Origin of the sequence: Klebsiella sp. BDA134-6 (assembly GCF_015601345.1) — a bacterium.
GTDB lineage: Bacteria > Pseudomonadota > Gammaproteobacteria > Enterobacterales > Enterobacteriaceae > Klebsiella > Klebsiella grimontii.
In genome coordinates this window covers 1775431-1789278 of sequence record NZ_CP064784.1, presented here as the reverse complement: position 1 = coordinate 1789278, position 13848 = coordinate 1775431, and the positions used below count along the sequence as shown (strand labels likewise).

The following is a 13848-nucleotide window of genomic DNA, read 5'->3' as shown; positions in this document are numbered from 1 at the left end:
GCTACGAATGGAACTTCGAAATAAAAAATTAACCCATGACGAATTCATGACCGAGCGGCATCAGGTATTACAGACCTGGCATACCGGCAAGGACGTTGAGCACTTCGAAGATGGTGTGAAGTACCAGCAAACCATTCCTGAGAAAAAACGCTTTTCTCACGCTCTGCTGAAGGCCGACCAGGAAGGTAAAACCCTGAGCCAGCCGCGCGCGGGCGTGGCGCTGATGGATGAACACATTGCGCTGCTCAAAACCCTGCAGGAAGAGTGCGATCTGCTGCCGAGCACCATCGATGCCTATACCCGCCTCAACCGTTATGAAGAAGCGGCGGTCGGGATCCAGAAATCTATCGAAGCGGGAACCTCCAAACTGAACGGTTTGCCGGTGGTTAACCACGGCGTCGCGGCCTGCCGGCGGATGACTGAAGCGCTGGAAAAACCGGTCCAGGTACGCCACGGTACGCCGGACGCGCGTTTGCTGGCGGAAATCTCCATGGCCAGCGGCTTTACCAGCTACGAAGGCGGCGGTATCTCCTACAACATTCCCTATGCCAAGCGCGTCACCCTGGAAAAGTCGATTCGCGACTGGCAGTACTGCGACCGCCTGATGGGCCTGTATGAAGAACACGGTATCCGCATTAACCGCGAACCGTTCGGCCCGCTGACCGGAACCCTGATCCCGCCGTTTATGTCCCACGCGGTGGCGATTATCGAAGGCCTGCTGGCGCTGGAACAGGGCGTCAAGTCGATCACCGTCGGCTACGGCCAGGTCGGCAGCCTGACCCAGGACATCGCAGCCATTCGATCTCTTCGCGAGCTCTCCCACGAGTATTTCGGCAATTACGGTTTCGACGATTATGAGCTGAGTACCGTCTTCCACCAGTGGATGGGCGGCTTTCCGGAAGATGAATCGAAAGCATTCGCCATTATCTCCTGGGGCGCGGCGGTGGCCGGGATGTCCGGCGCCACCAAAGTGATCACCAAGAGCCCGCACGAAGCGTTCGGTATTCCCACCGCGGCGGCCAACGCGCAAGGGCTGAGGGCATCCCGCCAGATGCTCAATATGGTCAGCGATCAGAAATTCCCGCCCTGCGCCGCCGTTGATCAAGAAGTGGAACTGATTAAAAGCGAAGTCCGCGCGGTACTGAAGAAAGTATTCGAGCTGGGCAACGGCGATATCGCCCGCGGTACGGTGCTGGCCTTCGAGGCGGGCGTTCTGGACGTGCCTTTCGCGCCGGCCTCCTGCAACGCGGGCAAAATTCTGCCAGTTCGCGACAATTCCGGCGCTATCCGCGTGCTTGAAGCCGGCGCGGTACCGCTGCCGAAAGACATCCTCGCCCTGCACCATGATTACGTCGCCGAGCGCGCGCAATTTGAAGGACGTAAACCCTCATTCCAGATGGTTGTTGATGACATTAACGCGGTATCCCACAGTAAATTAATAGGAAGACCATAATGAAAATTAAACAGGCCCTTTTCACCGCTGGCTACTCTTCATTCTATTTTGACGATCAGCAGGCGATTAAAAACGGCGCGGGTCATGATGGATTCATTTATACCGGTGCTCCGGTAACGCCAGGCTTCACCTCGGTACGCCAGGCGGGTGAATGCGTGTCCGTCCAGCTGATTCTGGAAAACGGCGCGGTGGCGGTCGGCGACTGTGCCGCCGTACAGTACTCGGGCGCGGGCGGCCGCGACCCGCTGTTCCTGGCGGAGAACTTTATCCCGTTCCTCAACGATCATATTAAACCGCTGCTGGAAGGTCGCGATGTCGATACGTTCCTGCCGAACGCCCGCTTCTTCGACAAGCTGCGCATCGACGGCCATCTGCTGCATACCGCCGTCCGCTACGGTCTTTCCCAGGCGCTGCTTGATGCGACCGCGCTGGCCAGCGGTCGCCTGAAGGCGGAGGTGGTTTGCGACGAATGGCAGCTGCCCTGCATCCCGGAAGCGATTCCGTTATTTGGTCAGAGCGGCGACGATCGCTACATCGCCGTGGACAAAATGATCCTCAAGGGCGTTGACGTCCTGCCGCATGCGTTGATCAACAACGTCGAAGAGAAGCTGGGCCTGAAAGGCGAAAAGCTGCGTGAGTACGTGCGCTGGCTGTCCGATCGCATCCTGAGCCTGCGCGCCAGCCCCCGCTATCGCCCAACGCTGCATATCGACGTATACGGCACCATCGGCCTGATTTTCGATATGGACCCGGTTCGCTGCGCCGACTATATCGCCAGCCTGGAGAAAGAGGCGCAGGGTCTGCCGCTCTATATAGAGGGCCCGGTGGATGCGGGTAACAAACCGGACCAGATCCGCATGCTGACCGCCATTACCAAAGAGCTGACCCGCCTCGGTTCCGGCGTAAAAATTGTCGCCGACGAGTGGTGTAACACCTACCAGGATATTGTTGACTTTACCGATGCCGGCAGCTGCCACATGGTGCAGATCAAAACTCCGGATCTCGGCGGCATTCATAACATCGTGGACGCGGTGCTGTACTGCAACAAACACGCGATGGAAGCCTATCAGGGCGGTACCTGTAACGAAACCGAGATCAGCGCCCGCACCTGCGTTCACGTCGCGCTGGCCGCGCGTCCGATGCGCATGCTGATCAAGCCGGGGATGGGCTTCGACGAAGGTCTCAACATCGTGTTTAACGAAATGAACCGCACCATCGCGCTGTTGCAGGCTAAGGATTAAGAGATGGCTCGTACCTTTAAAATCTTATCGCCGACGGCAATCCTCGGCTACGGCTTCCCGGAAGAGAGCTTTCGTAAAGCCATGGAGGAGTCGCCGGATCTGATTGCCGTTGACGCCGGTTCATCCGATCCCGGCCCCCACTACCTGGGGGCAGGCAAACCCTTTACCGACCGGGCCGGGGTGAAACGCGATCTGCGCTATATGATCGTGGCCGGCGTGAAAAACAATATCCCGGTGGTGATCGGCACCGCCGGAGGATCCGGCGCCGCGCCGCATCTGGAGTGGTGCCGGCAGATAATCCATGAGATTGCGCAGGAAGAACATCTGTCGTTCTCCATGGCGCTGATCCCGTCTGATGTCGATAAAGCGATCGTTCATCAGGCGCTGGATAACGGCAAAATCACCGCCCTGGACTTTGTGCCGGAGCTGACCCACGAGGCCATCGAAGAGAGCACCTATATCGTCGCCCAGATGGGGATCGAACCCTTCCAGCGGGCGCTGAAGGCCGGCGCCCAGGTGGTACTGGGCGGGCGGGCGTACGATCCGGCCTGCTTCGCGGCGCTGCCTATCATGCAGGGCTTTGATGAAGGACTTGCTCTGCACTGCGGCAAGATCCTCGAATGCGCGGCCATTGCCGCCACGCCGGGCTCCGGCTCCGACTGCGCGATGGGGATCATCGACGACAACGGCTTTACGCTGAAGGCGTTCAATCCAAAGCGTAAGTTTACCGAAACGTCCGCGGCGGCGCATACGCTGTACGAGAAGTCCGATCCCTACTTCCTGCCCGGTCCGGGCGGGGTGCTGAACCTGAAAGGATGCACCTTTAAAGCCGTCAACGAGGGCGAGGTTTACGTCAGCGGTTCTCGTCATGAAACGACACCGTACGCGCTGAAGCTGGAAGGCGCGCGGCGGGTCGGCTTCCGCTGCCTGACCATTGCCGGAACGCGCGACCCGATCATGATTGCCGGAATCGATAATATTCTTGAAGAGGTACAGACCAGCGTCGCACGCAACCTCTCCCTGAACGATGACAGCATCCGCATGACCTTCCATCTGTATGGAAAAAACGGCGTGATGGGCAATCACGAGCCGATGAAAACCGCCGGGCATGAACTGGGCATTTTGCTCGATGTGGTTGCGCCGACCCAGGATATCGCCAACAGCGTCTGCTCGCTGGTGCGCTCTACCCTGCTGCACTACGGCTATGAAAACCGCATTGCCACCGCGGGCAACCTCGCCTTCCCGTTCTCGCCGTCCGATATTCAGAGCGGCCCGGTATATGAGTTCTCAATTTATCACCTGATTGAAGCCAGCGACGCGCTGCGCTTTGACTTCCATATCGAACAGGTGACGCCAGAAGGAGTTCAGGCATGAAACAATCCCTATGCTCACTGGCGCAGGTGATCCGTTCCAAAAACGCCGGACCGTACGAACTGGTTTTAGATATTTTATTTAAAACCCGGGAGGATTATCAGCGGGTAAAACGTTCTGAACTATTAACCCCGCAGCTCATTGCTGGTTTATACAACGTGAAGCCTGATTTTATTCATCGTATTGTCTGGTTCGATCCGGCCAACGCGGTAAAAATTGTCATGCCGCGGCATATTATTTCCGGCAACGTCGGAGACAATGATGTTTATGGCGCTCAGCAGCATGCGCCGCTATTAAGTATTGAGTTCGATTTCTAATTCTATATCCAATAGATTTCGAGTTGAGTTGAGGCGGCAACTGAGAGACAAATTCGTCAGGAACGAATTTGAACAGCCGGAGGCTGCCTTCGGTGAGGGACATGGATGTCCCTCATTCATCCCCAGGAGCGTACATCCTTACGTGACTGGGATGAGCAAAAGCAGCCAACAAAAATGCAGCTTGAAAGACAACGGATATAAAAATACAACAACATCCATTGGGGTACAGGATTTCGCTGTATCACTGTATTCCAGACAATTTATGCGGTTGGTCACCACAGGCGTACGTCTGCGCTGTTAGCTGGCGCAGGCGTACGCCGCCCTACACCCCTTCACCGACTAACCCTGTTCCGATGGAGTAAATATGAAAAAAATAAGTTTAACCAAAATGATCATATTAGGCCTGATACTCGGCATGATTGCCGGGGTGATCATTAATAATATGGCATCAGTAGATACAGCAAAATCCTATGCGCAGGATATCTCCATTTTTACCACTATATTTTTACGCCTGGTAAAAATGATTATCGCCCCGCTGGTAATATCCACGCTAGTAGTCGGCATCGCCAAAATGGGCGATGCGAAAACGCTCGGGCGTATATTCTCTAAAACCTTTTTCCTGTTTATTTGCGCCTCGCTGCTGTCGATTGCGCTGGGCCTGGTGATCGTCAATCTGTTCCAGCCAGGCGCGGGGATCAACTTTGTCCCCCACGATGCCGGAGCCGTGGCCGCCGTTCAGTCCGAACCCTTCACGCTGAAAGTGTTTATCTCGCACGCGGTGCCAACCAGCATCGTTGATGCCATGGCGCGCAACGAAATTCTGCAAATCGTGGTGTTCTCCATTTTCCTCGGCTGCAGCCTGGCGGCGATCGGCGAAAAAGCCGAGCCCATTGTGAAGGTGCTCGATTCGCTGGTCCACGTGATGCTGAAGCTAACGGGATACGTGATGCTGTTCGCACCGCTGACCGTTTTCGCCGCCATCTCCGGACTGATTGCCGAACGCGGTCTGGGCGTGATGGTCAGCGCCGGGATCTTTATGGGCGAGTTCTACCTGACGCTGGGCATGCTATGGGCGATCCTCATTGGCCTGTCGACGGTGATTGTCGGACCGTGCATCAGCCGTCTGACCAAAGCGATCCTCGAGCCCGCGCTGCTGGCTTTCACCACATCCAGCTCAGAAGCCGCTTTCCCTGGCACCCTCGATAAGCTGGAAAAATTCGGCGTCTCTTCAAAAATCGCCAGCTTCGTCCTGCCCATCGGTTACTCCTTTAACCTGGTGGGTTCCATGGCCTACTGCTCGTTCGCCACGGTATTTATCGCCCAGGCCTGCAACGTCCATCTCAGCATGGGCGAGCAGATCACCATGCTGCTGATCCTGATGCTGACCTCCAAAGGGATGGCAGGCGTACCGCGCGCGTCAATGGTGGTTATCGCCGCGACGCTGAACCAGTTCAACATTCCGGAAGCGGGCCTGATTCTGCTGATGGGCGTCGATCCGTTCCTCGATATGGGTCGCTCCGCCACCAACGTAATGAGTAACGCCATGGGCGCCGCCATCGTTGGCCGCTGGGAAGGCGAGCATTACGGTGAAGGCTGCCGCGGTACCGCCCCGGTCAAAAAACCGGAACAGGAGCGCCCTGCCAGCGAAACGTCCGAAGTGGCGATGTCCTGACAGCAAAATGGCTATGAGCCCCAGGCCGGATACGTCCGGCCCGGTTCCCTCCAATCATCCCAACAGGACACACCATGAACGTAAAATTTTTCGGTGCCTGCATCTTAACCGCCAGTTTGCTGTTTGGCGCCGCCGCGCAGGCGCAAAGCGGGCCGGACTACGCCAGTATTATCGAGCAGGCGCATCAGAAATATAAGAGCAACCACGATGGTAAAGTCGCCGACTATATCCCTGCTCTGGCGAGCTATAGCCCGGATAATTTCGCCATTACGCTCGCCACGGTCGAAGGCAAAATTTACCAGACCGGCGACGTGAAAAAAGCCTTTCCGATGGAATCCCTGAGCAAAGTCTTCACCCTGGCGCTGGCGATGGAACAGCGCGGGCCGCAGGAGGTGCTGGATAAACTTGGCGCCAATGCCACCGGCCTGCCCTTCAACTCCGGTTTAGCCGTGGAGCTCACGCAAGGCGCGCCAGAGAACCCGTTAGTCAACGCCGGCGCCATGAGTACCGTGAGCCTGATTGCGGCGAAAGACAAAACCGAACGCTGGAACAACATTCTCAACAACCTCAACGCCTGGGCCGATAGTTCGCTGCACGTTAATGAGCCGGTATTTCAATCCGAAATGGAGACCAACCAGCATAACCAGGCGCTGGCGATGCTGATGAATTCATACCACAGCTTTTATGGCGACCCTCAGGAAGCCGTTGAAATCTATACCCGCCAGTGTTCAGTGGATATCACCGTCGAGCAGCTCGCCAAAATGGGGGTCGTACTCGCCAATAAGGGCAAATCGCCGTTCAACGGCAAGCAGTTGCTTAATGAGCGTTACGTCCCGCAAGTGCTGGCGGAAATGGCGATTGCCGGACTGTACGACGGCAGCGGCAAATGGCTCTACACCGTCGGTATCCCGGCGAAATCGGGGGTTGCCGGCGGAATGGTCGCCGTCGTTCCCGGGCAATACGCTATCGCCGTCTACTCCCCTCCGCTGGATGCAGCCGGTAACAGCGTCCGCGCCCAGCAGACCATCGAGTATGTCGCGCATGCGACGCAGGCCAATCTCTTTATAGCGAAATAGTGAGAAGTAAAATGTCGAAACCCTTTGTCTGGCAGGAACTTTTTGTTCAGAGTAACGATAATACCGAATATGAATTACTAACGAATCAACATGTTAAAGTGACAGAGTTAGATGGGGAAGAGGTTATCAAGGTTGCGCCGGAGGCGTTAACATTGCTGGCTCAGCAGGCATTTTATGAGGCTTCATTTTTCCTGCGCGCCGGGCATTTAAAGCAGATCGCCAGCATCCTGCACGACCCGCAGGCCAGCGGCAACGATAAATACGTTGCGCTACAGCTGCTGCGCAACGCCGAAGTCTCAGCAAAAGGCGTGCTGCCAAACTGCCAGGATACCGGGACCGCCACCATCGTCGCGAGCAAAGGCCAGAACGTCTGGACCGGCGGTAACGACGCGGAAGCTCTGAGTCAGGGCATCTACACCACCTTTCAGGAAAACAATTTACGCTATTCGCAAAATGCTCCCCTTGATATGTATACCGAGGTCAACACCCAGACCAACCTGCCCGCGCAGATTGATATCAGCGCGGTGCCGGGCAGTGAATACCGATTCCTCATCGTTAATAAAGGCGGCGGCTCGGCGAACAAAGCCGCGCTATTTCAGGAAACAAAATCTATTCTGCAGCCGGAAAAACTCACCGCCTTTCTGATTGAAAAAATGAAGGCGCTGGGCACCGCCGCCTGCCCGCCGTACCACATCGCCTTTGTCGTGGGGGGCCTGTCGGCGGACCAGGCGTTGAAGGTGGCGAAGCTGGCTTCGACAAAATATTACGACAATCTGCCCACCAGCGGAAACGAACTGGGCCAGGCGTTTCGCGATACGTCGCTGGAAGCAGCGCTGCTCAAAGCCAGCCGCGAGTTCGGCATCGGCGCACAGTTTGGCGGCAAATACTTCGCCCACGACATTCGCGTGATTCGCCTGCCGCGGCACGGCGGCTCCTGCCCTATCGCAATGGCGCTTTCCTGCTCCGCCGACCGGAACATCAAAGCCAAAATCAACAAACACGGCATCTGGCTGGAGAAGCTGGAGCATAATCCGGACAAGTTTATTCCTGATTCTCAGCGTATCGAAAACGGGGCGCAGACCGTTCGACTCGATCTGAACCGGCCGCTGCGCGACATCCTCCGCGAGATGTCAACGCTGCCCGTGGGCACCCGGCTGTCGCTGAGCGGTCCGATTGTCGTCGCCCGCGACATCGCCCATGCCAAAATCAAAGAGCGCCTCGATCACGGCGAGCCGATGCCGGAGTACATGCGCAATCATATCGTTTACTACGCAGGCCCGGCGAAAACGCCGAATAATCTGGCCTGCGGCTCGCTCGGCCCGACCACCGGCGGACGCATGGATGGGTATGTCGATGCTTTTCAGGCGGCAGGCGGTAGTCTAATCATGCTTTCCAAAGGCAATCGCAGCCAGCAGGTAACCGACGCCTGCCATAAACACGGCGGCTTTAATCTCGGCAGTATTGGCGGCGCGGCGGCCCTGCTGGCGCAGCAGTATGTGAAAAGTTTACGCTGCCTTGAGTATCCGGAGCTGGGGATGGAAGCGGTATGGATGATGGAAGTCGACAACCTGCCGGCGTTTGTGCTGGTTGACGATAAGGGTAATAACTTCTTCAGCCAGTTCGAGCAGCAGCATCGCTGCGCAACCTGTCCGGCGGGGCATTAAGGAGGGTTTATGCACGCGCGTGGAAATCCTGACCGCCACCGTCAGCGCCAGCAAAAGCTGAAAACGCAGGTTGATACCCGCGTGGCGGCGGCTACAGAGCAAAAAGGTATTCTGATCGTCTTTACCGGCAACGGTAAAGGCAAATCCACTGCCGCCTTTGGCACCGCAACGCGCGCCGTCGGGCATGGTAAAACCGTCGGCGTCGCGCAGTACATCAAAGGCCAGTGGGATAACGGTGAATACAACACTCTGCAACCGCTCGGCGTAGAGTTTCACATTATGGGGACCGGCTTTACCTGGGAAACGCAAAACCGGGAGGCGGATATTGAAGCGGCGTCGGCCGTCTGGCAGGAAAGCAAGCGGATGCTGGCCGACCCGGGCTACGATCTGGTGGTGCTGGATGAACTCACCTATATGCTGGCGTATCACTATCTGGATCCACAGGAAGTGATTGACGCTATCGTCAATCGTCCGCCTGGGCAGAACGTGATTGTCACCGGCCGCGGCTGCCACGCCCGATTGCTTGAGCTTGCCGATACGGTCAGTGAGTTGCGTCCGGTGAAGCATGCCTTTGACAAGGGCATTCAGGCGCAGGTAGGAATTGACTGGTAGTTTTACCCGGCTCGCGCTGCGCTTAGCCGGGCTACCGGTTCACCGTCGGCTGCGAGCCAGTAGCCCGGACAGGCGCGCCAGCGCCGCCTCCGGGGAATGTGCCCGGCCTGATACATCGGCGCGGTTTCTTCCCGGTGGCGCTGCGCTGACCGGGCTACGGGCTCACAGTTCTCTGCAAAACGCCGTCAGGCAGCCGACACCACCGATTTTTGCAGCAGCCACTCGCGGAATACCTGTAGATGCCGGGATTCCGTTTTATCCTCCTGCCACGTCATAATAAAGCGGTTTCCGGTACGAATCGGCACATCGCAGGGGATCACCATCTCGCCGCTATCCAGGTCATGTTGAATAGCAAAACGCGGCAGCAGCGCAACCCCCAGGTTCGAACGCACCGCCGCAATCAGCATCGAGAGCAGGTCAAAACGCGGACCAATGTTGATCTGAGGGCTGGTGATGTTCGATAACGCAAACCACTCCTGCCAGCCGTGAATTCGCGTGCTTTGATGCAGCAGCGGAAACTCGCTCAGCAGCTCCTCCACCGCCAGCTTCTGCCCGGGTTCGGGCAACAGCCCGCAGCCGCACACCGGCAGAATTTCCTCTTCGAACAGATACTCAACCTCCGCCCACGGAGAGCAAAAATCCTCGCGCATAATGGCGGCATCGTACTCGCGACTAAGAAAATCGCCAATATTCGCCAGCGAATGAATATTAACGATAATGCCCGGATGTAATTTATTAAACTCGCGCAGATTGGGGATTAGCCAGTGGGTGCTAAAGGTAGGGTTGACGGCCAGCTCAAGAACCTGCACCGTCGGTTGCCATGTCATAATCGAATTGGTATCACGCTCCAGTTTGTTAAGCGTTTCCTTAACGATAGTCAAATAATGCTTGCCAGCCGCATTTAAAAAAATCCTTTTTTTAGCATGGTTAAATAATGACGTATGGAGGAAATCCTCCAGCGCCGTGACTTGTCGGAACACGGCGCTTTGTGTTAAAGCCAACTCTTCCGCTGCCCGGGTATAACTTTCGTGGCGAGCCACAACCTCAAAGGTCACCAGTAATTCAGTTTTGGGTATTTTTCCTCTCATAACGTCTTCCATTTACGCCGTGCAAAAATTGTTTAATAGATAAAAAAAGCGCGCAAGGACATCAGATTAGCCCCGAGTGTTATATTTTATTTTACCCTCAGATGTCATTGATCTATTCCATGATTAATGCATACTATAATCGATCAAATAATAACCAATGATACCCAGGCGCTACAATAAACACAATTTAAACAACGTGATTGATGCGCAATTAAAAGCATTAAGTTGTCAATATTTTTTCACGTTAACTTGTTTATTAGCGAAGACATGAAGAGAGCCGATGGGAATTAATTACATGGCCATGGGCATAATTGAAAAATTCCGCGATCGGGCACACATTATGAGTGCTCCAGGAAAAATCTGTATTACCTGAATACGAGGTTAACCGATGCGAGGTGAAGATCTCCAGAGGTTCCGTTCGCGGAACGACTGAGGAGTAGTGCGGTGAGCAGCGCGAAACACCCGGCAAAAGTAGCTGGTTTGCGCAAACTGAAGCTTACGCGCCACGCTGTCTATAGAATTAGCCGGGTCACCGAGCAACTCTCCGGCACGCTGCATTTTCTTCTGATTGACCCACACCTTAAAGTTTACGCCCTGACGCTTTTTAAAAAAACGGCTGAAGTAGTTAGCACTGAGACAAACATGGGCGGCAACAGATTCCAGAGACAGCTCATCATATAAATGTTCATCAATATAGCGCAGAGCAGCCACCAGTTTTATTTCATGCGGCGATTTTTGCGCATAATAAAAAGTGCTCTTTTGTCGCGCCAGGCTCGCACCTTCCTCCTCTGCTTCTTCCACCGCTGAGTAATGACTAACGATGAAATGCAGTAGCCTTATCGCCGCCGAGCGATGATTATTATCGGTTGCCGCTCGATGGTCAAAAATAATATACCCACATATTTTATTGCTCTGAACCAGCGGAAGGGAAAAGAACTCTGCACCCGCATAGCAATCGGGTAAGCGATCGTCTGATCCGTTAATTACCGTCGCCGCCAGCCCCGTTGCCCGGGAAAAAACATCTGCTAACGAGCTAAAAAAAACGATGCGATTATCCATTTTATTTTCCGCCATCTTATTCTCCGTAAGCTTTTGCAAGCAGTTAATATGCAAAATATTGCGGATAAAAAGGATGATGACTGACGCAAAAAATAATCTCATTTAAACAGATGAATATGATCAAAATGCACAACCGTTACGCCGGTTCAGGAAGACGATGCTAAAGAGCGGCCCGCGCTCAGGCGACCAGCGTTCTCAAACTTTAACGAATCTTCACAGAAAGCTGTGAGCATAAATTTCTGGCCGATAAAGAATTAACTATTATATTTCAATTAATTAGGCAAATTTCATGCATTTTCGTGATGTTGCTGTTTGTGAGAATCATCATGTGAATGTGAAATGCCCTCCTGAATAATAGGTTCAATGTGAAAACAACTTGAACGGAGTGGATCCATGGCCGTCACTACTGGCGTTATCGCCGACGATTTTACCGGCGCAACGGATATAGCAAGCTTTATGACTGAACAGGGCTGGCGAGTCGCGCTTCTGCCCGGTATGCCCGATATCACTCAGTGCTGGAACGAAGAGGTTGACGCTATCGTCATCTCTTTGAAGAGCCGCGCTTTACCGGCAGAACAGGCCGTCGCCCAGTCCCTGGCCTGCGCCCGCTGGCTAAGGCAAAACGTCGGCGTCCGCCAGATCTATTTCAAGTATTGCTCAACGTTTGATTCCACGCCGGCGGGCAACATCGGCCCGGTAAGCGATGCGCTGATGAACGACATTCAGGCCCCGCTAATCGTTCACTGCCCCGCCCTGCCGCAAAATGGGCGCACGGTGGTCCACGGCCATCTGTTTGTGAACGGGGTACTGCTTAACGAATCCGGTATGGAAAAACATCCGCTAAATCCGATGACCGATGCCAGCATACCGCGCCTGCTGGCCGCGCAGACGGCCAGCGCGGTTGGGCACATCGCTCTCAATACGATTCGCAGCGGTGTGGAAGCGGTCACTTACGCCTTAGAAGGCTATCAGACTGAAGGGACGCGCCACGTCATTGTCGATACGCTGGATGACACCGATCTCCATACCCTGGCTCAGGCGCTGCAGGAATATCCGCTACTGGCCGGAGGTTCCGGTCTCGGCGGCGCGCTGGCCGCTATCGCTGGCGGTCATCCTGTCGCGTCGCCGCACCGCTTTCCCTCTCCCGTCAGAGCGGTCGTGTTCTCCGGCAGCTGTTCGGCGATGAGTAACCGCCAGGTCAACCGCTATAAAGCCCAGGCGGCATCCTGTTTGCTTGACGTTGCCCGCTGCCTGTCGGATAGCGAAAGCTACAGCGATGAGCTGTCTACCTGGGCGATGGCGCATGTCAGCAACCCGCTCGCACCGCTACTTTATGCCACCCAGCCGCCAGAGGCGCTACAGCGCATTCAGCAGAAATATGGCGAACAGGCCGCCAGCCGGGCAATCGAACGCACTTTCGCCCGGCTGAGCGCCAAACTCCTGGCCGCAGGCATCAATACTTTTATTGTCGCTGGCGGAGAAACCTCCGGCACCGTCGTGGAAGCGCTAGAGGTGAAGCGCCTGGCCGTCGGCAGAGCAATCGCGCCGGGCGTGCCTTGGGTCTTCTCTTCCGGCCTGGCGCTGGCCCTGAAGTCAGGCAATTTTGGCAACGAAGATTTCTTTTTTACGGCCCAGGAGTATCCATCATGAATCCGGTGAGTGAACACCAACTCCGCGAACAACTGGTCCACTATGGGCGCTCTCTGTTTATGCGCGGCTACAGCAGCGGCGGTTCCGGTAATCTCAGCGTGAAGCTAGCGGATGGCGGCTATCTGGTGACCCCAACCAATTCCTGTCTGGGTGAACTGCAGGCCGCCACCCTGAGTCGACTGGATGCCGATGGCGCGCATCTCAGCGGCGATAAGCCGTCCAAAGAGGTCCCTATGCATCTGGCGTGGTACCGCCACCGGCCTTCCTGCGGGGCCGTAGTACATCTGCACTCTCCGTGGCTGACCGCGCTCTCCTGTCTACCGTGCACCACGCCGGAAAACTGCCTGCCGCCGTTAACGCCGTACTACGTGATGCGCGTCGGACGGCTGCCGCTGCTGCCCTATTTCAAACCCGGACACGAGGGCATTGCCAGCGCGCTCAGTGAAATCGCCGCAGACCATACGGCGGCGCTGCTGGCTAACCACGGGCCGGTAGTGAGCGGTCGCTCGCTGCGCGAGGCGGTGTTTAACGCCGAGGAACTGGAAGACAGCGCCCGTATCTGGCTGACCTTAAAACCGCTCGGCTATGTCCCGCTCTCAGAAGCAGCGGTGGCCGAACTCGAACAATCCCGACAGGCCTGAGGTG

General features: G+C 55.7%; 12 protein-coding genes. 10 read left to right on the top strand and 2 right to left on the bottom strand.

Annotated features, from left to right (window positions below):
* Positions 1-7: 7 nt before the first annotated feature.
* From IYV58_RS08165 to cobO, 8 genes are all read left to right on the top strand, one after another.
* Positions 8-1453, top strand: coding sequence for a methylaspartate mutase subunit E (locus IYV58_RS08165; protein ID WP_004130568.1), 1446 nt, complete (start codon positions 8-10; stop codon positions 1451-1453).
* Positions 1453-2694: a methylaspartate ammonia-lyase gene (locus IYV58_RS08160; protein ID WP_004130566.1), complete on the top strand. Its 1242-nt coding sequence runs from the start codon at positions 1453-1455 to the stop codon at positions 2692-2694. The genes IYV58_RS08165 and IYV58_RS08160 overlap by 1 nt, the downstream gene beginning before the upstream one ends.
* Before the next feature lie 3 nt (positions 2695-2697).
* Positions 2698-4068, top strand: coding sequence for an acyclic terpene utilization AtuA family protein (locus tag IYV58_RS08155; protein ID WP_004130564.1), 1371 nt, complete (start codon positions 2698-2700; stop codon positions 4066-4068).
* On the top strand, positions 4065-4382 hold the full coding sequence (locus tag IYV58_RS08150) for a DUF4387 domain-containing protein (protein ID WP_049115911.1): 318 nt from the start codon (positions 4065-4067) through the stop codon (positions 4380-4382). Before IYV58_RS08155 ends, IYV58_RS08150 begins: the two co-directional genes overlap by 4 nt.
* 364 nt (positions 4383-4746) lie before the next feature.
* Positions 4747-6054 carry a dicarboxylate/amino acid:cation symporter gene (locus IYV58_RS08145; protein ID WP_004130560.1) on the top strand — a complete coding sequence of 436 codons (1308 nt, stop codon included), beginning with the start codon at positions 4747-4749 and terminating at the stop codon, positions 6052-6054.
* Between the two features lie 74 nt (positions 6055-6128).
* Positions 6129-7130, top strand: coding sequence for a glutaminase A (gene glsA / locus IYV58_RS08140; RefSeq protein ID WP_004130558.1), 1002 nt, complete (start codon positions 6129-6131; stop codon positions 7128-7130).
* Positions 7131-7141: 11 nt separating this feature from the next.
* A complete protein-coding gene (locus tag IYV58_RS08135) occupies positions 7142-8794 on the top strand; it encodes a class I fumarate hydratase (protein WP_195729522.1) in 1653 nt (550 codons plus the stop codon).
* 9 nt (positions 8795-8803) lie between these two features.
* A complete protein-coding gene (gene cobO / locus IYV58_RS08130; protein WP_004130554.1) occupies positions 8804-9406 on the top strand; it encodes a cob(I)yrinic acid a,c-diamide adenosyltransferase in 603 nt (200 codons plus the stop codon).
* Between the two features lie 185 nt (positions 9407-9591).
* Here cobO and IYV58_RS08125 read toward each other — a convergent pair whose 3' ends face one another.
* Both IYV58_RS08125 and IYV58_RS08120 read right to left on the bottom strand, forming a co-directional pair.
* A complete protein-coding gene (locus tag IYV58_RS08125; RefSeq protein WP_049112043.1) occupies positions 9592-10494 on the bottom strand; it encodes a LysR family transcriptional regulator in 903 nt (300 codons plus the stop codon).
* 381 nt (positions 10495-10875) lie between these two features.
* Positions 10876-11568 carry a helix-turn-helix transcriptional regulator gene (locus tag IYV58_RS08120; protein ID WP_004130551.1) on the bottom strand — a complete coding sequence of 231 codons (693 nt, stop codon included), beginning with the start codon at positions 11566-11568 and terminating at the stop codon, positions 10876-10878.
* A gap of 378 nt (positions 11569-11946) precedes the next feature.
* On the opposite strand from IYV58_RS08120, the gene otnK reads away from it, so the two are divergent.
* Both otnK and IYV58_RS08110 read left to right on the top strand, forming a co-directional pair.
* Positions 11947-13203, top strand: a complete 1257-nt coding sequence (otnK, locus tag IYV58_RS08115; RefSeq protein WP_087828658.1) for a 3-oxo-tetronate kinase — start codon at positions 11947-11949, stop codon at positions 13201-13203.
* Positions 13200-13844: a 3-oxo-tetronate 4-phosphate decarboxylase gene (locus tag IYV58_RS08110; protein ID WP_195729521.1), complete on the top strand. Its 645-nt coding sequence runs from the start codon at positions 13200-13202 to the stop codon at positions 13842-13844. Before otnK ends, IYV58_RS08110 begins: the two co-directional genes overlap by 4 nt.
* The last annotated feature ends 4 nt before the right edge of the window (positions 13845-13848 follow it).